The sequence below is a fragment of the Bacillus sp. CH30_1T genome (assembly GCF_008364765.1).
GTDB lineage: Bacteria > Bacillota > Bacilli > Bacillales > Bacillaceae_B > Rossellomorea.
In genome coordinates, this window is record NZ_VTUY01000016.1 from 1 (window position 1) to 25,949 (window position 25,949).

A 25,949-nucleotide genomic window follows, 5' to 3' on the forward strand; every position below is an offset into this window, starting at 1 on the left:
AGAACTTAATAAAACTCTATATGCGAAACGCAAAGAAACGATCGAACGAGTCTTTGCGGACGCAAAAGAAAAGCATGGCATGCGTTGGACGACCTTAAGGGGTCTTAAAAAAGTTTCAATGCAGGCGATGCTTACGTTTGCTGCCATGAATCTTAAGAAATTGGCAAACTGGACATGGCGAGGACCATGTCCAGCCTAAAAAAAAGAAAAATCTTTTAAAATAACAGAAAACCCCATCTTCGCTTAAATGCAAAGGTGGGGTTTGTCTACGGTCTGAAGAGAGGTTCTTGAAAGAACCTCTCTCCTCGTACGATTAAATTATTTAGCAGCTGAATAACGCTTCGCTACTTCATCCCAGTTTACAACGTTCCAGAACGCACCGATGTAATCAGGGCGACGGTTTTGATAATTCAGGTAGTAAGCATGCTCCCAAACGTCAAGACCTAACACAGGAGTTTTACCTTCCATTAGAGGGCTATCCTGGTTTGGTGTGCTTGTTACTTCTAATTCACCGTTGTTTACTACAAGCCAAGCCCAACCTGAGCCAAAGCGGGTAGCAGCAGCGTTAGCGAATTCTTCTTTAAATGAATCGAAGCTTCCGAATTTGGAAGAAATGGCATCTGCCAGCTCTCCAGATGGAGCGCCTCCACCATTCGGAGATAATACTGTCCAGAATAGAGAGTGATTAGCGTGGCCGCCACCATTGTTGCGTACTGCAGTACGAGCACCTTCAGGAACAGCGTCTAAGTTAGAAACAAGATCTTCAATGGATTTGCTTAGTAAATCATCGTGACCTTGAAGTGCATCATTTACTTTCGTAACATATGCGTTATGGTGTTTCGTGTGGTGAATGTTCATTGTTTCCTTGTCGATATGAGGTTCTAATGCATCATATCCGTAAGGTAATTGCGGTAATTCGTAAGCCATTATAAATTCCTCCCTATGTATAGTTTCCTGAACAATGAATTCAGGCCGTTTCAGTATAAGATTACCAAAACTACTATATCTGTTCAAATATTTTGCCTTCATTTCTTCACTTTTTCGTACAAGTTTAAAATCCCCTATATTTTTTTCTCTAGTCATAAGAAAAAATCATTCCGGTCAAATGACAATGAAGAAATAGATAGCCATGACAATCTGGATGATTCCTTTTGTCACGACACTGGAGATGAATCCAACGACAGATCCTACGCCTACTTTTACGGCGGTCTTTAGATTGGATCTATGAACTACCCATTCACCGATGATGGCCCCTAAAAAAGGACCAATCAGGATTCCGATGACAGGAATGACGAAAGGTCCGATGAGCAAACCGATTGTACTTCCCCATATCCCTGCTTTCGTACCACCAAATTTCTTTACCCCAATAAGGTTCGCCATGTAATCAGCACCGAAAAGAAGAATCACAAACAGAACCTGCACAGTCCAGAATAACCAGCTAAAGGGTTCGAAGCTGAAAAACACTCCGTACAAAATAAAGCTTCCAATCAGAAAGACAACACTAGGCAAGATAGGATATATCAATCCAACAAAGGCTAAAATCATTAATACGATAATAATGGTCCAATAAATAAATTCCATCTTTTAACACCTCCCATAAAGTATAAAAAAAACTGACCCATTTGACAAATTTCAAATGAGTCAGCACTTGTATTATTCTACACCCAATACGGCCTCTGCGATATTAACAGCATGATCACCGATACGTTCTAAGTTACTGACGATATCAACAAACACGATACCTGCTTGTCCCGAACATTTCCCTTCGTTCATACGCAGTATGTGTTGTTTACGAAGTTTTCTTTCCATCTTATCGATCTGATCTTCTTTTTCAGCTACTTCCCTTGCAATATCAGTGTCGTTCAAGTCTAAAGATTTTAACGCTTTTTCCACTGTTTCAATTGTTAGATTGAACATTACTTCAAGGTCATTCATTGCATCATCCGTAATCTTAACCTTGTTGGTCTGTTGGTATTCAATCAGTTCAATAATATTTTCAAAGTGATCTCCCACACGTTCGATGTCACGCACGGTATCCATTAAGATTGAATGTCTCTCTGATTCATTCTCTGATAACGAAGACGAAGAAAGATCGACCAAATAGTTCGTAATTTTTTTATCAAGATTGTTGATTGCACCTTCTATTTGATAGGCTGTTTCTGCATTTTTTGAATTCTTTGATCTTAAAAATTCGTTTGTTTGTTCTAATCCTTTAACAGCAAACTGACCCATACGAAGAACTTCTTCTTTAGCTTGCCCCAATGCAATAGAAGGAGACTGTTCAATAAACATTGGATCTAAATGTTTTGAATTATAATCCACTATTGAATCCTGTCCAGGAATTAGTTTTGTTACGATAATTGCCAATATAGCAATGAATGGAAATTGAATAATTGTATTAGTAACGTTGAAAGTACCATGTGCAAATGCGATGGTCATTGGTTCATTTAAATTTAACTGCGCTTGAAGATATAATACGAACTTCTCAAACACCGGTAATATTATTAAGAAAAGGGTTGTACCAATTAAATTAAATAACACATGGACCGCTGCAGTTCTTCTTGCAGCTACTGATGCACCCAAGGCAGCTAACACTGCAGTAATCGTTGTTCCAATGTTATCTCCGAACAATACGGGTAAAGCAGCATTGATATCAATCAAATCTGACGAATAAAGTTCCTGTAGGATACCAATTGTGGCAGATGAACTTTGTACGATAACAGTAAATAGAGTTCCAATCACTACTCCTAGAATAGGGTTCGAGCTCATGCTAACCGTTAAATCGTGGAAAGCTTCTAGAGAACGCAGAGGTTTCATTCCTCCACTCATTAATTCCAGACCATAGAACAAAGCTCCAAAACCAAAAATCATCTGACCAAAGTTGTGAACTTTTTTATTTTTGAAGAAGAATAGCATAATTGTACCAACTGCTATAATTGGTAAAGCATATTCACCAATATCGATCCCAATAATAAACGCGGTTACTGTAGTACCGATGTTAGCACCCATTATAACCCCGATAGCTTGCTTAAGGGTCATGAAACCTGCGCTTACCAGACCTACAACAATAACCGTCGTACCACTACTTGTTTGTAGAAGGACTGTTACAAAAATACCAGCGAGTACACCCATAAACGGGTTCGTCGTGAACTTGTCAAGAATTTCTTTCAAACGTTCTCCAGCTGTTTTTTGAAGTCCGTCCCCCATGTACTTTATCCCGAAGAGGAAAATCCCTAATCCTCCAAAGAACTGAAACAACATCTCTTGCCAATTTAATTCCATTTTTTCAACCCCTACTTAAATTTTCGACATTAAACAACAAAAACCCCATATCATTTTTAATATATTCTATAGAAAAGGTAAATACTTTTTGCTCTAAATTTACAATAGGTTAATAAAACTCTACTTTTATTACAATTATGTTACAAAATAAAATCATTCCAAATTGTTCATATTCTCTACACTTGATGAAGAAGAAAGACAAGCATAAAATAGTAAGGGTATGCACGAAAGGAGAAAAAGTATAAATGAATGTTTTTCAACAATTGTATAAAAGTATCTATTCCCCAAAAGACATTGCAACATTCCGCTTTCAGGGAATTGGCAAGACGATCCGTTACATATTCTTACTGGCACTAATATCTATTTTACCAGTGGCTGTACAGTTTATATCGTTTGCAACCAGTGCCATCGACAATGTAAGAGAATCAGTTGAAGCTGAATTTCCACCCTTTACAATCGATAATGGCTCGTTATCTTCCGATCAATCAGAACCGATCACACTCGAAAAGGACGGTATCACCATCATCTTTGACAGTACAGGCGAACTTAAGAAAGAAAAACTTGATGCAAACGATGATACGATAGCCTTTTTGGAAAAGAGTTTTGTAGTCATCAATCAAGGGAATGTTCAATCTTCTTCCTATAGTTTATTTGGGGATACATCGCTTACTAAGGATGGCTTAATTGATCTATTGGATTCGTTAATAGATATGAAATGGATCCTCCTTCCCGTAGCGTTATTCTTTCTTTACTTATTCACTTCCGGAATGACGTTCTTGAAGATCACGTTATTCGCCATAATCGGTGTTACCTTTGCCAATGTCCTTAAACGAAATGTAAACTACCGGCAAAGTTTTCGAATGACCGCCTATTCCGCGACGGTTTCCACCATATTTTTTACCCTAATGGAAATGCTGCAAACCTATATTCCTGCAGCCCCGATATTGGATTGGTTCGTGATCACCGTCATTCTCTACTTAGTCGTGAAAGAGATTCCTCAGAGAAAGATACGATCATAATTAACTCCCCTGTATAATCATAAAGACCGCTATACAGGGGAGACCAATAAATCACTCCTCTTTAAATCAGATTGACCCTTCTTTCTTTTCTATGATTTAAATACCAAAAGCAGAAAAGGTTCACTAAAGACAATCCAAAGGTAATCTCAAACATCTCTATCGTGTCCTCTCTCCATACACTATAAGCAATCGGACCCAGGGCAACTCCCCCGAACCGCACCGCTCCATAAATACTGACAACCAATCCCCTTTCGCTCTCCGATACACTCCCCGTAATAAAGGTATTAATGACCGGCAGCATCAAGCCCAACCCACCAAAGCTTACCGTTATAAAGAACATTAAAAACCCCAACGATGAAAAAAAGATCAGAAAGCCTAATGGGACCGACATCATTAACATCCCACATTTCATATACGTCCATCCGAGTTCCTCATCCGCCTTTAACCTCCCCCCACACCAGTAAGAGCTAATGGTCATCGCGCCAAGTGGAAAGATAAATGTAAATCCCTTGAAAAAGCCATCAATATGAAAAGTATTTTCAATATGGTAGGAAAGGAAGAAGAGAATGCCGAATAATAAAAATAAGCCTACCCCTCCAATCGCATATAGTGGAAATAATAAGCGTCCCTTTGAAATAAAGATGGAGTACAGGCTCTTTTTATCAGCCTTGTGATAAACCTCTTTCGTTTCAACCGTTTTTCTTAGTCCTATCAATATCACCATGCACAATACAGGAAACACCCAAAATGCATGATTCCAATGGACCAGGATAGCCAGTGTGGCACCAGTAAGGGGTGCGACTACCTTGCCTATCCCATTAAACACCTCTAACGAACCTAACATCCTTGAGCGTTCCTTTCCCTGAAAGATATCACCGATCAATGCCATGGCCAGAGGTGTCGTTCCAGCGGCCCCCACACCTTGTAATCCTCGGCCAATCATGAAAAGACTAACGTTTTCATTTACTTCTCCGCTCACAACACAAAGTACGCTTCCCAGAACCATTATCCATAGTGAAACAATGATTAATCGTTTACGTCCAAAGCGATCCGACAACATCCCCACAAACGGAATCACCACTGCTGCAGGTATGGTGAATGAGCTTAAGATAAAACCAGACCAGCTGCTATTCAAATGTAAATCCGCTTCAATACTCGGGAGAATGGGAATAAGCATAGAATTTCCCAGTACCATTAATATGGGCAGTAATCCGATTACCAGTTGGAGAAGCTTATTCGTCATGATTTGTAACCCCCTTCATAGTCAGATTCATTCTAAAAAACCCGGGAGGAAAATATATATGAAAAGAATGGCTATTTTCTTTGGTATTATCATTCTTCTTTATAGTGTCTATTATGATTTAAATAAGGGAACCCTGAGGCTCCTTTATAATGAATCCACAGTCGCAACAGCCCAGCCACAGGTTAATCAGGCGTCTCCAGCCGCGTCACAGGAAACTGCTGAGGAAGATCCCTCATCCCTACCTTACGTGGAAATGGAGGTCAAGCCCGGTGATACAGTATTAAGTCTTGTAGAAGATCTTCTTGATGGTTCTATACCTGTTCCCATTGAACGTGTGATTACCGATTTCGAAGAATTAAATGATGTGCCGCCTGCCAAGATCCAAATCGGGAAAATCTACAAAATCCCGAATTATCAATAATCCAAGCATTCAAAATACACCTATTTCTTGTCATTTCACACAAAACACTGTTACAATAGCTTCGTATTACTTTTAATGAAAGTTTTTAGAACCTTTCTAAAGGAGCGAATTACACTTGAGTGAAATTATACATCGTTCAAAAACACGTCCGGTCAAAGTCGGAGATTTAACTATTGGTGGTAACAACGAACTTGTTATCCAAAGTATGACCACTACAAAGACACATGATGTTGAAGCAACGGTTAAAGAGATTCACCGTCTCGAAGAAGCAGGTTGTCAGGTTGTCCGGGTAGCTTGTCCAGATGAACGTGCAGCAGAAGCGATAGCTGATATTAAGAAACAAATCAATATTCCACTTGTTGTCGATATACATTTTGACTATAAACTAGCCTTAAAAGCCATTGAAGGCGGAGCCGATAAAATCCGGATCAATCCAGGAAATATCGGTCGCCGAGAAAAAGTGGAGGCAGTTGTCAAAGCAGCGAAAGAAAAAGGGATTCCAATTCGAATCGGGGTAAATGCTGGAAGCTTGGAAAGAAAAATTCTTGAAAAGTACGGATACCCAACGGCTGACGGTATGGTAGAAAGTGCCCTTCATCACATCAAGATCCTGGAAGATTTAGATTTTCATGACATAATCGTTTCCATGAAAGCATCTGATGTAAACTTGGCCATCGAAGCATACACGAAAGCGGCTAAAGCATTTGATTACCCGCTTCACCTTGGAATCACTGAATCAGGTACATTATTTGCAGGAACAGTAAAGAGTGCAGCGGGGCTAGGGGCGATTCTAAGCCTTGGCATTGGAAATACACTGCGTATTTCATTAAGTGCTGACCCTGTTGAAGAAGTGAAAGTAGCGAGAGAACTATTAAAGTCGTTTGGATTAGCTTCAAATGCAGCTACCTTAATCTCATGTCCCACATGCGGACGTATCGAAATCGACTTAATTTCAATAGCCAATGAAGTGGAAGAATACATCTCCACCATTAAAGCACCAATCAAAGTCGCTGTCCTTGGATGTGCAGTAAATGGACCCGGTGAAGCCAGAGAAGCCGATATCGGCATTGCCGGGGCTCGTGGTGAAGGACTGTTATTCCGAAAAGGAAAAACTGTCCGGAAAGTTCCTGAAGAAACGATGGTTGAAGAATTAAAGAAAGAAATCGACAAGATCGCAGAAGAATATTTTGCACAGCAAGAAGCAGAAAAGAAAGAACAGGAAGTATAAATCATGTAAAGAGGACTGATCTAAGATCAGTCCTCTTTTTAAATTTCTTGAAATGCTCCCAATTTCAAGAAAAAGCATTATTCTTAAAAGAACGGCAGTACAAATAATCCGATAATTATCGATACAGCCCCAATTCCGATTGCCCAGGCACCGAGCATTTCTGCTCCTCGTCTTCTTGCCACGAATCCAAGAACAATCCCCGCAGCCCCCATGATTACCGGGAGAATAAATAAGGAAAGAATGGATAGAGCAAGTGCAGAGTAACCTAATACACGACCTGATGTTGTCGTATCTTCGGCGTTATCCTCTTCAAAGTCACGGCTTACACTCATTGGAGCAGCAATTTCTGCTGCTGTTTCTTCACGGTATTCTTTACTCACATCTGTTTCCGGATTGTCGTAATACACGTCGATATCTTGTAGATTTCGATCAACGCTGTTTAATTCGCGTCGTTCATCATTCATACAGCAATCCCTCACTTTCTGTGTTTGGGAGCCTTCTTATTGTGTGTCACTCCGCTTTTTTTACTATGCTAATGTTTGTCAATTTTGTTAGCTAATCTTCACTTTTTAAACCATTCATTGCTTTTGAAAGGCTTCTTTTCGCAAAGTTTGTTGCGATCTTAAGGAAGAAAATAGTAGTTGATCTCCGCTCCAGGATGCTCGCTTTCCGCGGGGCTGGCGGTGAGCCTCCTCGGCACGCCTCCGGGGTCTCACCTGTCCAGCTATTCCCGCAGGAGTCGAGCATCCTTCCGCTCCAATCAACTTTCTAAGCATGTTTCTTTTAATAGTAATAAAAAAAATCAAAACCTTTTAGCAAACAATCTCTATTGAGGTGAATAGAATTAATGTCCTATTGGAGAAGAATTCATTCTTCTAATTAGTTCGTTTTTTAACACCTTTAGCTCTGTCACGAAAAAACTTTTAATGATGGTGAGGGGAACTGCGTAGACTCCTGCGGAAGTACGGGCGCGCCGAGACCCCGGAAGCGAAGCTGAGGAGGCTTGGCCGAACGTCCGCGGAAAGCGAAGCAGTTCACCTCACCATCCAGCACACACTAATGGACAGAGCCAAAGCAGATATTATGTTAAAGATAACAATCTTTACGAAAAGAGCCTTTTGAAAACAGCGGTTATCTACTGGTCAGAAATGTGATAAACTTGAAGGAGTTTTTATAAAGAGGAGCATGATAAAGAATGAAACGTTTTGGAATCGATATTGATGGGACAGTTACGTCACCTGAATCTTTACTGCCTCACATAAATGATTATTTTAAGTTGAACTTAACCTTACAAGACATCACCCAATACGAACTGACAGAGGTTCTGAATATTTCACCCCAAACTTTCGGAAAATGGTTTAAGGAAGCAGAACCAACCATTTACAAAGAATCTCCACTTGCTCATGGCGCAAAGCAAATATTGGATCAATGGAAAGAAATACATGAGCTTTATTTCATAAGTGCAAGAAGATCCGATCTCACCCAATTAACCAAAGAATGGTTCAATACCCAGGATTTGATATATCATCACATCGAATTAATTGGTTCACATGACAAAATTTCAACAGCTAAAAAACACGGAGTTGATATTTTCTTTGAAGATAAACATGATAATGCAGTAGCGATTTCTGAAGAACTATCGATTCCGGTTCTGTTATTTAACACACCATACAATCAACAACCGATCCCTGATGGAGTCATTCGCGTAAATGACTGGCAGGAAGCGAACTCCTGGGTTCAAACCTGGCTTCAAAATGAATCATAGAAAAAAGCCTCTAATCGTAAGAGGCTTTTCCTTTACTTATTAAATAAATCTTTAAAATGTTCCACCCGTTTCCGATTCACTTTAAAATCATAAAATCCAAGACGTGAACCTGACTTGATATGTAGAAGATGTTTACTTTCATCGATATAGAGTTCCAGGTCATCCATGAATTTCAACCACTTTGATGTGAAAACCGCATGCACATAATGTGACTTATCTTCCTTGATCTCTACATGATCGAACTTACTGAGGGTGCTGCGGATTCTCGCCTTCGCATCCTCTGTGCTTCCACTGATGGGAAGTGGTGCTATACGATGATATGATGTGAGGTCTATCGTGCTCACACAGTTTTTTTTATTCGTCGGGCTGTGAGTGAAAGGGATTGATTCCATGGCTGCATCTCCTTTCAATTCCTTCTGTATAATTGCATTTTTTTCCTCTTTTACCTTCACTTAAACTTTGGAAATTTCAGTAAAAGAAAAAGACTTCCAAGAAAAACAAATTTATCATAAGTGGTAGTATGAAGACATGGACCCTTCCTTTCCGCTCCACTCTGTGCTAATACAAAAAATAATCATTTCGATTATCAATCAAACCTCAGGGTTTTAAAAAGGCGTAAAATTTCTTTAAAGAGGCTGTTTTCAATTTAGTTAGTTTTTGACACCTTTTAGCTCTGTCAAGAAAACCTCTTAAAGATGGTGAGGGGAACTGAGTAGACTCCTGCGGAAGTACGGGCTTAGCCGAGACCCCGTTCGGCTAAGCTGAGGAGGCTCGGCCGAACGCTAGCTGCAAGCGAAGCGGTTCCCCTCACCATCTAAGCACACACTTGTTGACAGAGCAACCAGCAGATCTTATGTAATATAACAACAAACTTTTCGAAAAGAGCCAAGAAAAAAGAGACCCTAAAAGGATCTCTCTACTGACATTGAGGGCATTTGCCATAAATTTCGAATTTATGGCCGGATATATCATACCCTGTGTCCGTTAAATTATCTTTTAACGCTTCCATGGGACATGTGTGAATTTCTTTCGTTTTACCACAATCCATACAAATGAAGTGATGATGATGGTGATGACTTTCACATGTAAATCGAAAATGTCTTTCACCTGAGAGTTCAGTCTCTTCCAAAATCTCAAGTTCAACAAACAAGCTCAAATTACGGTAGATTGTATCAAAACTGAGCCCCGGGTAGTCAGCTTTCATATTTTCCAATACATCCCTGGCCGTCAAATATTTATTAGAGCTGGAAAACAGTTCAAGTAATTGCTCCCGTTTTCCTGTATGCTTATATCCTTTTGATTTTAACAGGTCCATTGCTTCCGTTACATTCATTTTCTACACCTCAACTCTAGAAGAATGACTCGACGTTCTTATTTTTTTAATCACAATTGTACTGAGAAGGATTAAAATAGCCGTCATGACAATCGTACCACCTGGTGCAAGATTCAAATAGAAGGCACTGATTAATCCAACAATAACAGAAATTTCACCAAATAATAGTGAAAACCCAATTGTTTGTTTAAATCCATTGGCAATCCTGATACTTGCAGCAACAGGTAATGTCATAAGAGACGAAACCAGCAGGATCCCGACGATGCGCATGGAAGCGGCAATCACAAGTGCTACCATGACCATAAAGATAAAGTGGATCGCCTTAGCGGGGATTCCTGACGCCTTTGCATGATCCTCATCAAAAGATAGAAGAAACAATTCTTTATAAAGCAGGAAAATCACCCCTATCACAAGAACGCTGATTCCTCCAATCAAATACAAATCTCCCCTGCTGACTGCACTGACACTTCCAAACAAATAGCTAAATAAATCTGTATTAAAACCGTCTGCTAGAGAAATGAAGATGACCCCTATCCCGATTCCTCCAGATAGTATGATCGGAATTGCAAGCTCCTGATAATGCTTGTATAACATACGCAAACGTTCAATGAATAAGGAGCCCACGACAGAGAATAACATTCCAAAATATAGTGGATTCAATCCCGAAAAAGCAGGTATCGTTTTACTTAAATACAGGCTCGCTGCAATACCAGACAGAGTGACGTGACTCAATGCATCCGCAATTAAAGAAAGCCTCCTTACGACGATGAATGCTCCTAATAAAGGTGCGATGATTCCAATGAGAATCCCCGTTAGAAATGCATTTTGTAAAAATTCATATTGAAAAATAGCTTGAAGCATTGTCTTCCCTCCAATCGATCATGAATGATGTTCATGCTCATGATTTAAAAAATGTACATCATGACCATAAAAAGAGGAAAGCTGATTTTCCTTTAGCTTCTCAAACTCTTCTGTTTTGCCATGGAAATGTAAATGTTTATTTAAACAAGCGACATGAGTCACTTTGTTCGAAATCGATCCAATGTCATGAGTGACAAGTACGAGAGTAATCCCTAAATCTTTATTTAAGGTTTCTAACATATCATAGAAGTTTTGGACGTTTTGACTATCCACTCCCACTGTCGGTTCATCAAGAATCAATACATCAGGCTGGCTGACGAGCGCACGGGCAATAAACACCCTTTGCTGTTGTCCACCTGATAATTCTCCAATATTACGTTTGGCGAATTGACTCATCCCAACCGATTCTATGGCTCCGTATACATCTAGTTTATATTTAGATGAAATCCTCTTGAACAAACCTGCTTTTTTCGCTAATCCGCTTGCCACCACCTCATATACTGTAGCTGGAAAGCCTGTATTGAAGCTATTGGCCTTTTGGGAAACAAACCCTATGCGATCCCATTGTTTGAATTTATGCTGAGGGATCCCAAATAGCTCAATATTCCCTTGTTTTACTCGTAAAAGGCCCAGAACAAGCTTTAGTAATGTCGATTTACCTGAACCATTAGGTCCGACGATTCCAAGGAATGCCCCTCTGGGAATGCTTAAGTTAATATCTTCGAGCACTCTTTCCCGCTCATATCTGAAATTCACATCTTCTATTTTAATAATAGGATTTGCAGTATCCATTTTAATCATCTCTCTTTATAAGAATCATTACGATTTAAAAGTACATAGGGTAGTATACATGATGGGTGCACAATTGTAAATCATTCATGCCCCAATACCGGACTGCTCAATTTGAGTGAGCAGTCCGGTATTTGTATGCTGCATTAGTGAATGGCAGACTTAAATCGTGCACCCTTTGTTTCCTGTGTACTCATAATCGTAATGAAAGCATTTGGATCTACATCAGAAACAATGGATTTCAACTTTGTTACTTCAAGTCTGGTGACCACGACATAAATGACCTCTTTATCATTATCTGTGTAACCTCCACGCCCCTTTAACATGGTTGTTCCCCTGCCAAGTCTTTTTAGTATTGCGTCGGATACATCAAGGTAATGGTCAGAAACAATGATTACAGCCTTCGTTTCATCCATTCCCTGAATCACCGTATCAATCGTCTTAAAGGCTATATAGTAGGTCATAACGGAATACATCGCTTCTTCAAGTCCGAAGACAAATGCTGCCCAGGCGAAAATGAAAATATTGATGAACATAACAAACTCTCCCACTGAAAACGGAAGTTTTTTCGTTAAAAGAATTCCTAGGATTTCAGTTCCATCCAGAGATCCACCATGACGTATCACAAGGCCGACCCCAACTCCAAGTGTCAAGCCTCCAAAAACAGTGGCTAACACTTTCTCTGTTACAAAGGGATCAATATGGTGTAATAGGCTTTCGATGCCTGCTAGCGCAATAATGGCAAACAGTGAAGAAACTACAAAGGTTTTCCCGATATGTTTATACCCGTAATACATGAAAGGGAGATTTAGAAGAACCAGCAGGGTTGCAAAGTTTACAAATGGAATGGTGTCTGAAACTAAATAATCCAAAATCAGCGAAACACCAATAATACCACCATCAATAATATTATTTGGAACAAGGAATAACTCAATGGATATAGCAGCTAATGCTGCTCCAATTATAATAAAGATTAATCGGTAAATAAAATGAAGGGGACTTTCTTTTTTATGTACTCTTTGGGTCATCGTCAATTCCTTTCCTTTCACTTTATTTTCTTATAAAAATGTCACTTTCTGATCAGGAGTTACATATGTATCTGTTGAGGAGTGATAAACATGAAGCTATTACAAAACGTGATTAATCACAAAATTAACAATATCACAAATGAAGAATTATTAAAGTACGCCAATCAATATAACATTTCATTGACTTCACAGCAGGCAACAAGCATCGTCGCTAGTGTTAAAGGAAAGAACATTAATATCTTCAATGACAGCAAACGCAGTAAATTGGTGAAGGAATTAGCAAGGCTAATAGGTCCTGCCAAGGCGAAGGAAATCAACCAACTCTTTTTGCAGCTCATCAGATAGTAAAAGAAGAGGAGGCGTCCCTATTGATGAGAGATGACCTCCTCCATTGCCTTTTTTATTGATTCAGAATTTTCGTTAATACATCTTCATCGAACGTTTGACTCTGAAGCATGTCAATTTCGAACTTGTAAGGAGGCTTTTTATTTTTCTTATCTTCCCCTACATATGGTGTTTCCAGAATCTTAGGTACCTCTTGCAGCTGTGGATGATGCACAATATAGTTCAGTGCTTTGAATCCGATATGTCCGAATCCTAAATTTTCATGGCGGTCTTTACTAGCCCCACGTTCATTCTTACTATCGTTAATGTGTAGAACCTTTAAGCGATCAATCCCGACAATCTTATCGAATTCTTCCAAGACTCCATCGAAATCATCCACAATATTATATCCTGCATCATGGGTGTGACAAGTATCGAAACAAACAGAAAGGCGGTCATTCAGTTCTACCCCATTGATGATTTGAGCTAATTCCTCAAAAGATCTTCCACATTCTGAACCCTTCCCTGCCATTGTTTCCAATGCAATTTGCACTTTATGGTCTTTGGTTAGTACTTCATTCAGACCTTCAATGATCTTTTCGATTCCCTTATCTGCTCCTGCACCTACGTGAGCGCCCGGGTGAAGCACAATCTGTCCCGCTCCCAGAGCTTCTGTGCGTTCGATTTCAGAACGGAGGAAATTGACACCTAATTCAAATGTAGCAGGGTTCGTCGTATTTCCGATGTTAATGATATAGGGAGCATGAACAACGATGTCCTCTATCCCATTTTCTTTCATGTGAGCGATACCCGCTTCAATATTTAAATCTTCGATCTTTTTTCTTCTCGTATTTTGAGGGGCACCTGTATAAATCATAAATGTATTCGCTCCATATGAAACGGCTTCCTCACTGGAAGCTAATAGCATTTTTTTACCACTCATCGAAACATGGGATCCAATCTTAACCATTCTTCTCAACTCCTAAGAAAATCTCTCTATATTGTATCGAATGTGTACAAATGAATCACGTTAAAACTCTTATTTGCTTCTGTTTTTCTTTCTTCTCTCACGTTTCTTGATCTGATCCATTTTGTATTTCATTTTCTTTTTATAACCCGGCTTAACTGCTTTCGGTTTTCGAACCATTGATTTCGCTTTTTCATCAATCTCATTAACATTCGTTTTTTGACGGTTCTTACGTTTGTTCAGGGGTGGCAACTCAGACCATTCCCCTTTCTTAATGTCTTGATGAGCAAAGCTAATTCCCAGCTTCTCCAGACGATTCAATGCATCTTCATCCGAAGGTGTATAAATGGTATAGGCAATCCCGGTATTACCGGCACGTGCTGTACGGCCAGAACGGTGAACATAGAAATCGAGATCTTGTGGCAATTCAAAGTTAATGATGTGACTTACACCTTCAATGTCGATCCCTCTTGCTGCTAAATCAGTCGCTACGATGTACTGATAATCCAGGTTTCTCGTTTGCTTCATCATTTTCTTACGCTCACGGGGAGAAAGGTCTCCGTGAATTCGTCCAACCTTTAATCCTTTTGCGATCAAAGCATCTGCCACTTCATCTGCTTTTTGTTTTGTATTGGTAAAAACGATACCTAAATATGGATTAATATCCACTAAAATATTGTACAACAGGTTAATTTTATCGCGACTCTTAAGTGGGACGATTACATGTTGAATATTCTTTGCCGATAGCTGCTCGGGCTCAACATGTGCATATTGTGGATTTTCCATATATTTCTTCAAGAATGGCTTCAGTTTCTCTGGAATCGTCGCAGAGAATACAAGCATTTGTAATTTTTCAGGCATCTTTGCCGCAATCTGATCCACATCTTCAATGAATCCCATATCAAGCATCAAATCCGCTTCATCAATTACCAGTAGACTGGCAGTATGAACAAATAAGGCTTGATCTTTCACTAAATCATTGATCCGGCCAGGAGTACCAACCACAATATGAGGCTGGTGTTTCAATTTCTCAATTGTTCTCTGCTTGTCCGTTCCACCAATAAAGCAGCGGGAAACAATGTTGCTATCTTTCGTGATCTTTAGTACCTCTTGATAAATCTGTTGTGCAAGTTCACGAGTTGGAGCAGTAATCACTGCTTGTACCTGTTCAGAATCTGCATTCACCTTCTCAATGATCGGTAAAAGATATGAATGTGTTTTTCCCGTTCCTGTCTGGGATTGACCAATCGCACTTTGCCCTTTTAAAATCAGTGGGATCATTTTCTTTTGAATTTCTGTTGGTTCGTAGAAACCCAGTTCTTCTACAGCTTCATTAATGAAAGACTGGAATCCGAATTGTAGAAATAAATTCTTTTTCATTCTTTACATCTCCTTTTATCAAAATATCCTTTTATTTACGCTGTCATCGGGATGGATGCCAAGTCGAACACATCATCACCATAGATATATATAAAATTTACGGATCACTTTATCACCACGAGTGATTTTACCTTAACGTAACAGTTTAGTAAGCGTCATATTTAAAGAACATCTAACCATTATAATGTTTTTTTGGCAAAACATCTAGTTCATACTTATTTTAATTTAAGATGATATTGTATGAATACCCTTTTTTCACCTATTGCATACTCTATACTGACGAGGAATTTATTCGAATGAAAGGAGGCTGTCATTATGCCACCTAGAAGAATGAGGAATCAGGGTCAGGATATGCGAAATCCTTTCGGGATGAGACAGCAGCGGGGATTCAGCGGGTTCGGAATGCAGCAGCCTGGAAGGAATCGCTTTGGAATGGGGCAGACGCAGCCACCTCCGTTTCAATTTGGAGGACAACGTCAAAATCAAGGATTCAATATGGGGATGAATCAGAGAGGAAAAAGCCGGGGGCCAGGTAAAGGTGGTTTATTGTCTAAGCTTCTTAAAAAGGGGGATAATCAGAATGCCGGTGGAGGATTATTACAACAATTTTCCAGAGGGGACTCATCTTCCAACACGTCTGGCTTTGAACGATCGCCACAGGCAGCTGGCGGAATCCTCCAGAGCTTATTGAACCCCGGTAATGTGAATTCATTTTTATCCAATACCCAGCAAATGCTCCAGACAGCTCAACAGTTGGGTCCGATGTTCCAACAATATGGCCCTATGGTGAAAAATATCCCGGCACTATGGAAGTTATATCGTGGATTCAAAGATATGCCTGCCGATGATGCGTCCGACAAGGGGCATAGTGAAGAAAAAATAGTGGATAATGACATCCCTGAAGTTGAATCCACCGTTAAGAAAAAAAAGAAGAAGAAACCACCAGAAGAAATTTCAGAGGATAGTGATCTTGATGATAACCATGCGCCATCAAAGTCTAGATCAGGATCAAAACCCAAACTGTATATTTAAAGCCAGGATCCCTAAAGGTACTGAATCACCTGTTTAGGGATTTTTTTATTTAACGGCCAATCAAAGGCATTTCAAGCGGGGAAAGGTTCACATTATTATCGTTCTCTTTGTCAGGAGGGCAGTTCTCCTTTATAATGAAGACAAAACCTTTTCTCATGTAGGAGGATATTTATAGATGGAAATTATTAAGATTACTCCGAGAGGCTATTGTTACGGTGTTGTAGATGCAATGGTCATTGCAAGAAATGCCGCTTTAGACAAATCGCTTCCTCGTCCAATTTATATTTTAGGCATGATCGTTCACAATAAGCATGTGACTGACGCATTCGAAGAAGACGGTATCATTACCCTGGATGGCAGCAACAGAAAAGAAATCATCGAACAAGTAAATGAAGGAACGGTTATCTTCACGGCTCATGGAGTTTCTCCTGAAGTGAAAGAAATAGCCAAACAAAAAGGACTTGTCACACTGGATGCAACTTGTCCCGATGTAACGAAAACCCATGATCTGATTCGCGCTAAAGAAGCGGAAGGCTATGACGTGATCTATATTGGTAAAAAAGGACATCCTGAGCCTGAAGGGGCTGTCGGGGTTGCACCTGAGATTGTGCATCTCGTGGAAACAGCAGAAGATGTAGAAGAACTTTCAATTGATAACGAAAAAATCATTGTGACTAACCAAACGACGATGAGTCAATGGGATGTATTGGATACGATGGATAAAGTGAAAGAAATGTACCCTCACGTTGAGCTGCACAAAGAAATATGCCTGGCTACCCAGGTTCGTCAAGAAGCAGTAGCTGAACAAGCTGGTGATGCAGATGTTCTCATCGTAGTTGGAGATCCTAAGAGTAATAACTCCAACCGGCTCGCTCAAGTATCAAAGGATATCGCAGGTACTCCTGCACATCGCATTTCCGACATTAGTGAATTGGATATAGAATGGATTAAAGATGCGGGCATCGTTGCTGTAACAGCCGGTGCATCCACTCCTACCCCAATCGTAAAAGAAGTCATTAAATTCCTTGAAGCTTTTAATCCAAATGATGAATCCACTTGGACAAGAGAGCGGAATGTTCCATTAAATAAAATTCTCCCTAAAGTACGAAAAGCTAAATTGGGAACAAAATAAAGATGAAAGGCCCCTTAGAAATTCTAAGGGGCCTTTCATTATTACATATACGTAAATGGGTTGGTTTCAGCTTTTGAGGCGAATATATTGACGATATACCCTTTTTCCGAGGATTTTTTCGCTAAATAACTGGCCACTCCATCCTTCATGACTTTTTCGATGTGATGACCTGCATCAACGACATTCAGCCCCATCATCATGGCGTCGTGGGCGGTGTGGTAATAAATATCGCCTGAGACGAATACATCCGCCCCCTGTCTTTTGGCTTTCCCGATAAACTTATTTCCATCTCCGCCAAGCACTGCTACTTTCTTTACTTTCGCTTCCCCATCACCAATGACTCTGATTCCGTCCATACCAAATGTTTTTTTCACAACTAAAGCAAATTCCTTAAGGCTCATCTCACTCTGCAAATGTCCGATTCTACCTAATCCTAAAGCAGGTGATCCGTTTTTAAGGGAATAGATATCATAGGCAACTTCTTCATAGGGATGATGGGTAATCATCGCTTTCAACACTTTTTTCTCTAAAGAAACAGGATAAACTGTTTCCACCTTCTCTTCTGCTACTTCCTCAAGGGAACCTTGCATTCCGATATGCGGGTTCGTGCCCTCCTCAGGGAGGAATCTTCCCTTTCCTTCAGTCGAGAAGCTGCAATGTGAATAGTTTCCGATGTGCCCGGCTCCTGCATTCCCAAGGGCTGTTCGAAGTTCATTTGCGTTTTCTTTTGGCACATAAACGACTAATTTACGGAGCTCCTCATTGTAAGTAGGGGCTAGTACAGACGTATCCTGCAAATGCAGCATGTCGGATAAAAGGTCATTCACTCCCCCCGTCGCCACATCAAGATTCGTATGAGCCGCATACACGGCAATATCATGCTTGATTAACTTCTCAATCATTCGTCCTTGATAGGTGTCCGTTTGCAGGGACTTTAATGGACGAAAAAGCGGTGGGTGGTGGGCTATGATTAATTTCACATTGTTTTTTATTGCTTCATCCACCACATTCTCCAATACATCCAGGGTGATCATCACATTCTCAACCTTCTCGTTCAACTTACCAATTTGAAGACCAACCGGATCCCCTTCTTCAGCTAGACATTTAGGTGAAAATTGTTCAAACAGCTGAATGATCTCATGACCGTTTACTGTCTTCATGGGATAAGAACCTCCTCCACCATTTGTATTTTTTGAATGAGTTCACGTTTTCGTTCTTCCAACACATCGGTTTTTTCCGCTTTTTCCATGTTATTCAATATATTCTTCCATTGATGAAGCTCCTGATTCCATTTTTTCATAAAAGCATCGTTGCGCTCCTTCATCAGAAATGGACCGAGGAGCAATTCTTTTTCAAGCTCACCAGAGTAGTGTTGTCTCGGATTGCCTTTCTCCGCCACTAAAATTTCATATACCTTATCATCTTCTTCAAGAATTTCTTCCCCTACTAAGTCCCATTCATTATCCATGAGCCACGTACGGATGGACCTTGCACTCACATTCGGCTGAAGAATTAACCTGGGTTGATTGGTCAGCTTTGCTTTACCTGCCTCCAAGATTGAGGCAATCAATGTGCCTCCCATTCCGGCGATCGTAATACAATCTACTTCACCTGGAGCGATCACTTCCAAACCATTTCCAAATCTCACCTCTACCTCCTGAGTTAATTGGGCATCTTCCACTTGTTTCATGGCAGAAAGATATGGCCCTTTCACTACTTCTCCTGCGATTGCAGAGGAAGCAATACCTTTATTGACCGCATAGCACGGTAAGTATGCGTGATCTGAACCGATATCAGCGATTTTAGATTGCTCGGGTATGTATGACACAACTGTTTCTAGTCGTTTTGATAATTGTTGAATATTCATTCGTTCACCTTTAATCATTTTTATTGGGTAAATTATGTACGATAATCATTCTAACCAACTTTTCCCGATAAAAAAAGTCCTTTGCCCAAAAAGACAAAGAACCTTTTTCAATCATTGATTATTTAAGTGACTTGATCCAGTCTGCCATAGCATCCAGATTTCCCTCTTCTACTAGACCAGCCGGCATCATACCTTTACCGTTTTTGATCGTTTCTTTGATCTCGTCTTTAGACAGCTTTGTTCCTTTAAGAGCAGGACCGGCGCCACCTTCATAGTTTCCACCATGACAAGATACACAAGACTCTTTGTACTTAGCTTCCGGATCGAATTCTCCGCTTGAAGCCTGTTCGCCTTCTTTACCTTCCATTTCCCCGTGTCCTTCTTCTTTTGCTTTTTCATCAGCGTTGTTAAGGCCTTCTAAAGATAAGAAGAAAACAAGACCAATTCCAAGAGCCATGATAAGTACGAATGGAATTATTGGATTACGATTCATGATTTAACCTCCTTTATGTACAACATCCAAAAATAGTGCTTTTTTCAACACTTTATATTTTACTGTAAAAAACGACAAAGTAAAAGTACTATCAATTAACTTTTCCATCTTTCTCACAAATTAGACACATTTCTTGTGAAATAAGGAAAGTTTCCATTAAAAGAAGGGAGCTCTATTGCCCCAGAGCGGACCAATAGAGCTCCTCATTGCTGTTATGGTGTTTTCACCTTATTGACATCCTATAAGCCTTGAAATGACCATTCTCTGGACTTCTGAGGTCCCTTCTCCGATTTCAAGGAGTTTGGCATCCCGTAGATATCTTTCTACATGGTATTCTTTCATGTATCCGTATCCACCGTGAATCTGAATGGCTTCGTCTGCTACTTCCATACTGATTTCTGAAGCGTAAAGCTTACACATCGAAGCTTCTTTCGAAAATGGTCTTCCCTGATCTTTCAACCATGCTGCCTTATGAACCATATTCCTTGCCAGTTCAATCTTCATTGCCATATCAGCAAGCTTAAATTGAGTAACTTGAAACTGAGATAAGGTTTTGCCAAATTGCTTTCTTTCCTTGGAATACTGCAGTGCTTTATCAAAAGCAGCCTGTGCCACACCGACAGCCATGGCACCAATTCCGATCCTTCCACCGTCCAGGGTGACAAGGAACTGCTTGAAACCTTCCCCCTGCTTTCCTAACAGGTTTTCCTTCGGCACTTCTACATCTTCAAGAACCAACTCTGTCGTGTTTGATGAATGAAGCCCCATTTTTTCATAATTATCGATTACCGTAAATCCCTTTGCTTTAGTCGGAACGATAATCGCACTAATTTCTTTGTTCCCATTGTTTCTACCTGTAATTGCTGTTAAAGCGAGATGATTCGCATAGCTTGCATTAGTAATATAGCACTTATTGCCGTTAATAACCCATTTATCCCCTTTGTCTTCTGCAGTGGTTTGGGTACCGCCTGCATCAGAACCTGCATTGGGTTCAGTCAGGCCGAAAGCTCCAAATGATTCCCCTGTACAGATTGGCGTTAAGTATTCCTGCTTTTGTTCATGAGAACCAAATAAGTTAATGGGTGCCCCTCCCAGTGAAATATGCGCAGAGTACGTAATACCTGTCGACGCACAAGCCCGGCTAAGCTCTTCGGTTACGATTGCGAAACTGACCGTATCGGCACCTGCCCCCCCATATTCCTCGGAAAAAGGAAGTCCCATCATCCCCAAGTCAGAAAGCTTCTTGAAAATTTCTTTAGGAAATTCCTTTGTACGGTCCCGATCCAATGCACCAGGAGCCACTTCTTCTTCAGCAAATTCCCTGATTGTCTTTTTAATCATTGTTTGTTCTTGTGTTAAGTCGAAATTCATACTTATCCCCCTTGTCTAACTTTGATGACTGAAAGCCCTAACTCCATTTCCATAATAGCGCTTTCAAGCATAATCACTGCACTCTATGAATGCGCTCTCATTCTTATTATAAAAGGGAATAGTGAATTTTCTCAACTTTAAAAAACTTTTAAATTTTCAGAAGTTATAGTAATATAAAAATAATTAGTAGGATCCCCCCAGCCAAACCTGAAAGGGAAAAATAACCCAGCTTCCATTTCAATCCTGCACTTATCCAAATGAAACAGTTCAGAAATAAGGTTATGTACATTCCGAAAGAACTCCTACCGAATAACTCCTCTGTTATATCTATGGAGGCAAGAAGAAATATACAAGCGGCAGCCATATACAAGAATAAAGGTGATAATTGTTTTTTAATATAATAAATTCCTATCGCTACTAATAATCCGACAAAACTTGCCAAAATCGTTGTTTGCAAAACGATTGACAATTCAGTAAAATAAATGACAAATAATGAAATTAATATCGCACAAATTGAATATAAGTAGTCTTTAAGCATTGCCTTCTTTTTGGCACTCTTTTGATCACTGTGTTCCATACCATCTCCTTCGGTATATAATGCAAGGAGATAGTCACAATAGTGCTCTGGCAGCATATTAGCATGTTTCCAAAGATGTATCTCATTCACAATCAATTCTTTTCTTGAATTTTTTACTGTTTTCACAGTTGTCACACCTTTATCTCTTAAATCTTTTAGCTACATTCGTCAAAGGTGATGAAAAACCCTTTATTTCGACCAAAAAAAACCACCTCTATTCACAATAGAGGCAGTAAACGGGGTTTCTATTCTAAAAAGTCCTTTAATCGTTTGCTTCTGCTTGGATGACGCAGTTTTCTAAGAGCTTTTGCTTCAATTTGACGAATACGTTCCCTTGTTACACCGAAGACTTTCCCTACTTCTTCAAGTGTGCGGGTTCTGCCATCGTCCAGACCAAAGCGTAATCGAAGAACATTCTCTTCACGATCTGTTAAAGTATCCAGTACATCTTCAAGCTGTTCTTTTAAAAGTTCGTAAGCAGCATGTTCTGAAGGAGATTGAGCTTCTGCATCTTCAATGAAGTCACCAAGATGAGAATCGTCTTCTTCACCAATTGGCGTTTCAAGGGATACCGGCTCTTGAGCAATCTTAAGGATTTCCCGAACCTTTTCAGGTGTCAGATCCATTTCTTCTGCAATTTCTTCCGGTGCCGGTTCACGCCCTAAGTCTTGCAATAACTGTCTTTGTACACGAATAAGTTTGTTAATGGTTTCCACCATATGAACCGGAATACGAATCGTTCTGGCCTGGTCAGCAATCGCACGGGTGATGGCTTGACGAATCCACCATGTTGCATACGTACTGAATTTGTATCCTTTACGGTAATCAAACTTTTCTACTGCTTTAATCAGACCCATATTTCCTTCCTGGATAAGGTCTAAGAATAACATACCGCGACCAACGTAACGTTTGGCAATACTGACAACAAGTCGTAGGTTCGCTTCAGCAAGACGTCGCTTAGCTTCCTCATCGCCTTCTTCAATTCTCTTGGCAAGATTTATCTCTTCCTCTGCAGATAAAAGATCAACTCTTCCAATTTCTTTCAGATACATACGAACAGGATCATTTATTTTAACTCCTGGAGGAACGCTTAAATCATTCAGATTGAATTCTTCTTCCTCTTCTTTCTCTAATTCCGTAGCACCCGGATCATCATCTTCGTCATTTTCATTGATGATTTCTACACCTTGTTCACCTAAGTGTTCGTAGAATTCATCCATTTGATCGGAATCTAACTCAAACCCTGATAATTTATCGGCAATATCTTCGTATGTGAGGACTCCTCTTTTCTTCCCTTGGTTAACTAAAAATTCTTTCACCTGATCAACTGTTAATTCTGATGCTATTTGTTTGGAACGCGCTGACTTTTCAGCCATTTGTTCCCCTCCTTCCAACTTCCTTACAAAACTTTATAGAGACTTACGCAGCTGTAAGATTTCCATTGCTATTTGTGCTTCTTTCCGGTAATCCTTTAGTCGTTCTGCTTCTTTTCTTTCCACTTCTTTTTCTTTTATTCTCAACATCTTTTGATGTTTTAACACCTGATTTACATAATCCACTAATTCCTGGTCCGTACTTTCTTCGCTTATTGACATCATTTCAATGTCCGTAACGATCCTTCTTAACCTCTCATCGGGAAGATACCCGATAAAGGCACTGGCACTTGGTGGTAGACCTTCTTCATAATAACCCAATAAATAAGTAATAATAGCCTGATGTTCATCAATATTAAGGTTAGTACCTGCAAGCCACTCCTGAATCTTGTAAGCGATGTTCGGGTCCTTGAGCATATAGGCAATCAATCTTCTCTCAGCCGTTTGGTAAGCGGGTAATAGTTTAGACTGAGTCTGCCTGGAGAAATTGCCTTGCATACCTACCTGTTTAGGCGGTTTGGAATTCCGTTTGCCGGGGCCTTCCAGTTCAAAGAGCTGCTGTTGAAGAGCATCAAGGGATAATTCGAACTCATCTGCTAGATACCTTAAATAATAATCCTTTTCAACCGCTTTACTCAGTTGGGTAATTTCCTTAAGTATGTCTTCTATATACTTAAGGCGATCTCCTTCATCATTTAAGTTTTTATTCAGCTTATAGTACCGAAGCTTAAATGCCATGAACGTTAAGCTTGCCCCTATTACATCTTGTTGAAACTTTGTTGGACCATATTTTGAAATGTAGTCATCAGGGTCTAATTGTTCCGGTATTGTTGCGACACGAATGTTCAGCTGATGATTGTGAAGAAGATTTCCTGCCCGGAATGCAGCTTCAACTCCAGCAGAATCACCGTCATAACATATGATCACGGAATCAGTCATGCGTTTAAGCAGTCCGATTTGTTGCTCTGTTAATGATGTACCCATAGTGGCTACGCCATTTTCAACCTCTGCTTCACTGGCTGATATGACGTCGGCAAATCCTTCAAACAGAATGGCCTGCTGTTTTCTTCTAATCATTGAACGCGCGCTGTGATAGTTATAAAGAATGCTGCTTTTGTTAAAAATTTTCGTTTCCGGGCTGTTTAAGTACTTCGGTTCATCATTCGCATCGATGCTTCTTCCTGAAAAAGCGACCGTGTTCCCTTTCGTATCAACTATAGGAAACATGATTCTTCCCCTGAAGCGATCCAAGAAGGAATTGTCTCTTTCTCTTCTAACGAGTAAACCCGCCGCTTCCATCAGCTCCAGGGAATAGCCGCGCTTCTGAAGGAACTTAACGGTGAAATCCCAGCTTGGAAGTGACCACCCAATCTGAAATTTAGTAATGCTTTCAGTCGTAAACCCCCGAGCCAATAAATATTCGAGGGCTTCCTGACCTTCTTTTGTATTTAGAAGGAGATGATGGTAAAATTTACTTAATAACCCATGAGCTTCCATCATTTGCTTTTCATCTTCTTGAGGGGGAAGCTCCCTTTCAGACGAAGATGTCTGTATGGAGATTTCTTCTCCTACTTTAGAACCAAGCTTTTGCGCTGCTTCGAGGAAACTTAAACCATCAACGTCCATAAGAAACGTAAACGCATTTCCCCCGGCCCCACATCCGAAACAGTGAAATATTTGTTTGTCAGGGGAAACAGAAAAAGATGGAGTATTCTCTCCATGAAACGGACACAAACCAAAATAATTGCGTCCCTGCTTTTTCAGTTGTACATAATCACTGACGACATCTACGATATCGGTTGACGATAATATTTTATTTAACTTATCTTCAGGGATTCTTTCAGACACGATTTATCACCTGTTTTTATTTACCCTCTTAATCCATTCTGTACTTATTCCGATTCTCCTGCAATTTCCGACAAGATTTTATCGAAGGAAATACAAAATGTTTCTCTGTCTTCATTTGTAAAAGGTTTAGGACCTTTACCATAGTTTCCTCTACGGCGTTCTTTTGCTGCGACGTATCGATAATCGAGTGCCGTGACTATACTCTCTTCCCTGTAGGCTTTTCCCCTGGGAGAGATGGCATAAACTTTTTTCGGCAAAACCAATGACGCCAACCCAATATCCTGGGTAACCAGTACATCATGTGGTTGAACATGGTTCATGATATATAAGTCAGCCGCTTCTTTCGAACTATCGACATATACCCACCTGCCTTGGTCAGGTGTGTTCTTTCTATGGGCATGAGAAGCAACAAAAACAACTTCAAAGCCATATCCTTTGGTAATTTTAATGATTTCCTGCTTTACCGGGCAAGCATCTGCATCTACATATACGGTAGACTTATGTTCGCTAATACTAACTATTCTACATCACTCCGTATTATCCTTCTCTCTTTATGAATTTTCCTAGAGAATTGATTAAAATTGTCGAATTTTAATTAAGACGAGACTTGACATAT

The 25,949-nt window shown here is 40.0% G+C and carries 28 protein-coding genes; 8 read left to right on the plus strand and 20 right to left on the minus strand.

The features are described 5' to 3' along the window. The coding region (locus tag F0342_RS22290; RefSeq protein WP_188048619.1) for a transposase at positions 1 to 199 on the plus strand (199 nt) is incomplete at its 5' end. A gap of 119 nt (positions 200 to 318) precedes the next feature. Here the strand turns inward: F0342_RS22290 and F0342_RS22295 are convergent. The 3 genes from F0342_RS22295 to F0342_RS22305 form a co-directional block, all read right to left on the minus strand. Beyond that, positions 319 to 927, minus strand: a complete 609-nt coding sequence (locus F0342_RS22295) for a superoxide dismutase (protein WP_149157998.1) — start codon at positions 925 to 927, stop codon at positions 319 to 321. A 174-nt stretch (positions 928 to 1,101) separates the two neighbouring features. Beyond that, a complete protein-coding gene (locus tag F0342_RS22300) occupies positions 1,102 to 1,581 on the minus strand; it encodes a DUF456 domain-containing protein (RefSeq protein ID WP_149157999.1) in 480 nt (159 codons plus the stop codon). 72 nt (positions 1,582 to 1,653) lie between these two features. After that, entirely contained in the window at positions 1,654 to 3,282 is a 1,629-nt protein-coding gene (locus F0342_RS22305; protein ID WP_149158000.1) for a Na/Pi cotransporter family protein, read from the minus strand. 245 nt (positions 3,283 to 3,527) lie between these two features. Between F0342_RS22305 and F0342_RS22310 the strand changes: the two genes are divergently transcribed. Further along, positions 3,528 to 4,301: a DUF1189 domain-containing protein gene (locus tag F0342_RS22310; protein ID WP_149158001.1), complete on the plus strand. Its 774-nt coding sequence runs from the start codon at positions 3,528 to 3,530 to the stop codon at positions 4,299 to 4,301. Between the two features lie 61 nt (positions 4,302 to 4,362). Here the strand turns inward: F0342_RS22310 and F0342_RS22315 are convergent, their stop codons facing one another. Further along, positions 4,363 to 5,544, minus strand: coding sequence for an MFS transporter (locus F0342_RS22315; RefSeq protein ID WP_262481855.1), 1,182 nt, complete (start codon positions 5,542 to 5,544; stop codon positions 4,363 to 4,365). Positions 5,545 to 5,602: 58 nt separating this feature from the next. Here F0342_RS22315 and F0342_RS22320 point away from each other — a divergent pair, with 58 nt between their 5' ends. Both F0342_RS22320 and ispG read left to right on the plus strand, forming a co-directional pair. Further along, positions 5,603 to 5,965 carry a hypothetical protein gene (locus F0342_RS22320; RefSeq protein ID WP_149158003.1) on the plus strand — a complete coding sequence of 121 codons (363 nt, stop codon included), beginning with the start codon at positions 5,603 to 5,605 and terminating at the stop codon, positions 5,963 to 5,965. Between the two features lie 124 nt (positions 5,966 to 6,089). After that, positions 6,090 to 7,193, plus strand: coding sequence for a flavodoxin-dependent (E)-4-hydroxy-3-methylbut-2-enyl-diphosphate synthase (ispG, locus tag F0342_RS22325; RefSeq protein ID WP_149158055.1), 1,104 nt, complete (start codon positions 6,090 to 6,092; stop codon positions 7,191 to 7,193). Between the two features lie 83 nt (positions 7,194 to 7,276). Here ispG and F0342_RS22330 read toward each other — a convergent pair whose 3' ends face one another. Beyond that, complete coding sequence (locus F0342_RS22330; protein ID WP_149158004.1) at positions 7,277 to 7,657, minus strand: DUF4190 domain-containing protein; 381 nt, start codon at positions 7,655 to 7,657, stop codon at positions 7,277 to 7,279. 731 nt (positions 7,658 to 8,388) lie between these two features. Between F0342_RS22330 and F0342_RS22335 the strand changes: the two genes are divergently transcribed. Then, positions 8,389 to 8,958: a hypothetical protein gene (locus F0342_RS22335; RefSeq protein WP_149158005.1), complete on the plus strand. Its 570-nt coding sequence runs from the start codon at positions 8,389 to 8,391 to the stop codon at positions 8,956 to 8,958. Positions 8,959 to 8,990: 32 nt separating this feature from the next. On the opposite strand, the gene F0342_RS22340 is transcribed toward F0342_RS22335, so the two are convergent. The 5 genes from F0342_RS22340 to F0342_RS22360 all read right to left on the minus strand — a co-directional run bounded on the left by F0342_RS22340 (position 8,991) and on the right by F0342_RS22360 (position 12,969). Next, on the minus strand, positions 8,991 to 9,350 hold the full coding sequence (locus tag F0342_RS22340) for a DUF1499 domain-containing protein (RefSeq protein ID WP_149158006.1): 360 nt from the start codon (positions 9,348 to 9,350) through the stop codon (positions 8,991 to 8,993). A 524-nt stretch (positions 9,351 to 9,874) separates the two neighbouring features. Then, entirely contained in the window at positions 9,875 to 10,291 is a 417-nt protein-coding gene (locus F0342_RS22345; protein WP_149158007.1) for a Fur family transcriptional regulator, read from the minus strand. 3 nt (positions 10,292 to 10,294) lie between these two features. Next, positions 10,295 to 11,152 carry a metal ABC transporter permease gene (locus F0342_RS22350; protein ID WP_149158008.1) on the minus strand — a complete coding sequence of 286 codons (858 nt, stop codon included), beginning with the start codon at positions 11,150 to 11,152 and terminating at the stop codon, positions 10,295 to 10,297. An 18-nt stretch (positions 11,153 to 11,170) separates the two neighbouring features. Further along, positions 11,171 to 11,944, minus strand: coding sequence for a metal ABC transporter ATP-binding protein (locus F0342_RS22355; protein WP_149158009.1), 774 nt, complete (start codon positions 11,942 to 11,944; stop codon positions 11,171 to 11,173). 143 nt (positions 11,945 to 12,087) lie between these two features. Then, a complete protein-coding gene (locus F0342_RS22360) occupies positions 12,088 to 12,969 on the minus strand; it encodes a YitT family protein (RefSeq protein WP_149158010.1) in 882 nt (293 codons plus the stop codon). A gap of 90 nt (positions 12,970 to 13,059) precedes the next feature. On the opposite strand from F0342_RS22360, the gene F0342_RS22365 reads away from it, so the two are divergent. Further along, complete coding sequence (locus F0342_RS22365; RefSeq protein ID WP_149158011.1) at positions 13,060 to 13,314, plus strand: DUF2624 domain-containing protein; 255 nt, start codon at positions 13,060 to 13,062, stop codon at positions 13,312 to 13,314. A 55-nt stretch (positions 13,315 to 13,369) separates the two neighbouring features. On the opposite strand, the gene F0342_RS22370 is transcribed toward F0342_RS22365, so the two are convergent. Together F0342_RS22370 and F0342_RS22375 are read right to left on the minus strand one after the other, a co-directional pair. Then, on the minus strand, positions 13,370 to 14,263 hold the full coding sequence (locus tag F0342_RS22370) for a deoxyribonuclease IV (RefSeq protein WP_149158012.1): 894 nt from the start codon (positions 14,261 to 14,263) through the stop codon (positions 13,370 to 13,372). 69 nt (positions 14,264 to 14,332) lie between these two features. Then, complete coding sequence (locus tag F0342_RS22375) at positions 14,333 to 15,640, minus strand: DEAD/DEAH box helicase (RefSeq protein WP_149158013.1); 1,308 nt, start codon at positions 15,638 to 15,640, stop codon at positions 14,333 to 14,335. A gap of 315 nt (positions 15,641 to 15,955) precedes the next feature. Between F0342_RS22375 and F0342_RS22380 the strand changes: the two genes are divergently transcribed. Together F0342_RS22380 and F0342_RS22385 are read left to right on the plus strand one after the other, a co-directional pair. Further along, positions 15,956 to 16,672 carry a YqfQ family protein gene (locus tag F0342_RS22380; protein ID WP_262481856.1) on the plus strand — a complete coding sequence of 239 codons (717 nt, stop codon included), beginning with the start codon at positions 15,956 to 15,958 and terminating at the stop codon, positions 16,670 to 16,672. Positions 16,673 to 16,847: 175 nt separating this feature from the next. Beyond that, positions 16,848 to 17,804, plus strand: a complete 957-nt coding sequence (locus F0342_RS22385; protein WP_149158014.1) for a 4-hydroxy-3-methylbut-2-enyl diphosphate reductase — start codon at positions 16,848 to 16,850, stop codon at positions 17,802 to 17,804. 41 nt (positions 17,805 to 17,845) lie between these two features. On the opposite strand, the gene F0342_RS22390 is transcribed toward F0342_RS22385, so the two are convergent. From F0342_RS22390 to F0342_RS22425, 8 genes are all read right to left on the minus strand, one after another. Then, positions 17,846 to 18,964, minus strand: a complete 1,119-nt coding sequence (locus F0342_RS22390; protein WP_149158015.1) for a Nif3-like dinuclear metal center hexameric protein — start codon at positions 18,962 to 18,964, stop codon at positions 17,846 to 17,848. Beyond that, entirely contained in the window at positions 18,961 to 19,671 is a 711-nt protein-coding gene (locus F0342_RS22395; protein WP_149158057.1) for a tRNA (adenine(22)-N(1))-methyltransferase, read from the minus strand. The genes F0342_RS22390 and F0342_RS22395 overlap by 4 nt, the downstream gene beginning before the upstream one ends. Positions 19,672 to 19,789: 118 nt before the next feature. Next, entirely contained in the window at positions 19,790 to 20,164 is a 375-nt protein-coding gene (cccA, locus tag F0342_RS22400; protein WP_148969708.1) for a cytochrome c550, read from the minus strand. A 228-nt stretch (positions 20,165 to 20,392) separates the two neighbouring features. Continuing rightward, a complete protein-coding gene (locus tag F0342_RS22405) occupies positions 20,393 to 21,535 on the minus strand; it encodes an acyl-CoA dehydrogenase family protein (RefSeq protein ID WP_149158016.1) in 1,143 nt (380 codons plus the stop codon). A gap of 163 nt (positions 21,536 to 21,698) precedes the next feature. Further along, complete coding sequence (locus tag F0342_RS22410) at positions 21,699 to 22,238, minus strand: hypothetical protein (RefSeq protein WP_149158017.1); 540 nt, start codon at positions 22,236 to 22,238, stop codon at positions 21,699 to 21,701. A 119-nt stretch (positions 22,239 to 22,357) separates the two neighbouring features. Beyond that, a complete protein-coding gene (gene rpoD, locus F0342_RS22415; protein WP_148969711.1) occupies positions 22,358 to 23,488 on the minus strand; it encodes an RNA polymerase sigma factor RpoD in 1,131 nt (376 codons plus the stop codon). Between the two features lie 33 nt (positions 23,489 to 23,521). Further along, positions 23,522 to 25,333: a DNA primase gene (dnaG, locus tag F0342_RS22420; protein WP_149158018.1), complete on the minus strand. Its 1,812-nt coding sequence runs from the start codon at positions 25,331 to 25,333 to the stop codon at positions 23,522 to 23,524. A 44-nt stretch (positions 25,334 to 25,377) separates the two neighbouring features. Beyond that, positions 25,378 to 25,845 (minus strand): YaiI/YqxD family protein, encoded by a 468-nt coding sequence (locus F0342_RS22425; RefSeq protein ID WP_149158019.1) that lies wholly within the window; start codon positions 25,843 to 25,845, stop codon positions 25,378 to 25,380. Between the last annotated feature and the right edge of the window lie 104 nt (positions 25,846 to 25,949).

Excerpts from the sequence above, each read along its gene's own strand:
- F0342_RS22345 (WP_149158007.1), bottom strand. The coding sequence starts at position 10,291 with ATGAATGTAACGGAAGCAATGGACCTGTTAAAATCAAAAGGATATAAG.
- F0342_RS22335 (WP_149158005.1), top strand. The coding sequence starts at position 8,389 with ATGAAACGTTTTGGAATCGATATTGATGGGACAGTTACGTCACCTGAA.
- F0342_RS22320 (WP_149158003.1), top strand. The coding sequence starts at position 5,603 with ATGAAAAGAATGGCTATTTTCTTTGGTATTATCATTCTTCTTTATAGT.
- F0342_RS22355 (WP_149158009.1), bottom strand. The coding sequence starts at position 11,944 with ATGGATACTGCAAATCCTATTATTAAAATAGAAGATGTGAATTTCAGA.
- F0342_RS22365 (WP_149158011.1), top strand. The coding sequence starts at position 13,060 with ATGAAGCTATTACAAAACGTGATTAATCACAAAATTAACAATATCACA.
- F0342_RS22375 (WP_149158013.1), bottom strand. The coding sequence starts at position 15,640 with ATGAAAAAGAATTTATTTCTACAATTCGGATTCCAGTCTTTCATTAAT.
- F0342_RS22295 (WP_149157998.1), bottom strand. The coding sequence starts at position 927 with ATGGCTTACGAATTACCGCAATTACCTTACGGATATGATGCATTAGAA.
- rpoD (WP_148969711.1), bottom strand. The coding sequence starts at position 23,488 with ATGGCTGAAAAGTCAGCGCGTTCCAAACAAATAGCATCAGAATTAACA.
- F0342_RS22395 (WP_149158057.1), bottom strand. The coding sequence starts at position 19,671 with ATGAATATTCAACAATTATCAAAACGACTAGAAACAGTTGTGTCATAC.
- F0342_RS22350 (WP_149158008.1), bottom strand. The coding sequence starts at position 11,152 with ATGCTTCAAGCTATTTTTCAATATGAATTTTTACAAAATGCATTTCTA.
- F0342_RS22380 (WP_262481856.1), top strand. The coding sequence starts at position 15,956 with ATGCCACCTAGAAGAATGAGGAATCAGGGTCAGGATATGCGAAATCCT.
- cccA (WP_148969708.1), bottom strand. The coding sequence starts at position 20,164 with ATGAATCGTAATCCAATAATTCCATTCGTACTTATCATGGCTCTTGGA.
- F0342_RS22310 (WP_149158001.1), top strand. The coding sequence starts at position 3,528 with ATGAATGTTTTTCAACAATTGTATAAAAGTATCTATTCCCCAAAAGAC.
- F0342_RS22300 (WP_149157999.1), bottom strand. The coding sequence starts at position 1,581 with ATGGAATTTATTTATTGGACCATTATTATCGTATTAATGATTTTAGCC.
- F0342_RS22370 (WP_149158012.1), bottom strand. The coding sequence starts at position 14,263 with ATGGTTAAGATTGGATCCCATGTTTCGATGAGTGGTAAAAAAATGCTA.
- F0342_RS22405 (WP_149158016.1), bottom strand. The coding sequence starts at position 21,535 with ATGAATTTCGACTTAACACAAGAACAAACAATGATTAAAAAGACAATC.
- F0342_RS22340 (WP_149158006.1), bottom strand. The coding sequence starts at position 9,350 with ATGGAATCAATCCCTTTCACTCACAGCCCGACGAATAAAAAAAACTGT.
- F0342_RS22360 (WP_149158010.1), bottom strand. The coding sequence starts at position 12,969 with ATGACCCAAAGAGTACATAAAAAAGAAAGTCCCCTTCATTTTATTTAC.
- F0342_RS22385 (WP_149158014.1), top strand. The coding sequence starts at position 16,848 with ATGGAAATTATTAAGATTACTCCGAGAGGCTATTGTTACGGTGTTGTA.
- F0342_RS22305 (WP_149158000.1), bottom strand. The coding sequence starts at position 3,282 with ATGGAATTAAATTGGCAAGAGATGTTGTTTCAGTTCTTTGGAGGATTA.
- F0342_RS22390 (WP_149158015.1), bottom strand. The coding sequence starts at position 18,964 with ATGAAGACAGTAAACGGTCATGAGATCATTCAGCTGTTTGAACAATTT.
- F0342_RS22315 (WP_262481855.1), bottom strand. The coding sequence starts at position 5,544 with ATGACGAATAAGCTTCTCCAACTGGTAATCGGATTACTGCCCATATTA.
- F0342_RS22330 (WP_149158004.1), bottom strand. The coding sequence starts at position 7,657 with ATGAATGATGAACGACGCGAATTAAACAGCGTTGATCGAAATCTACAA.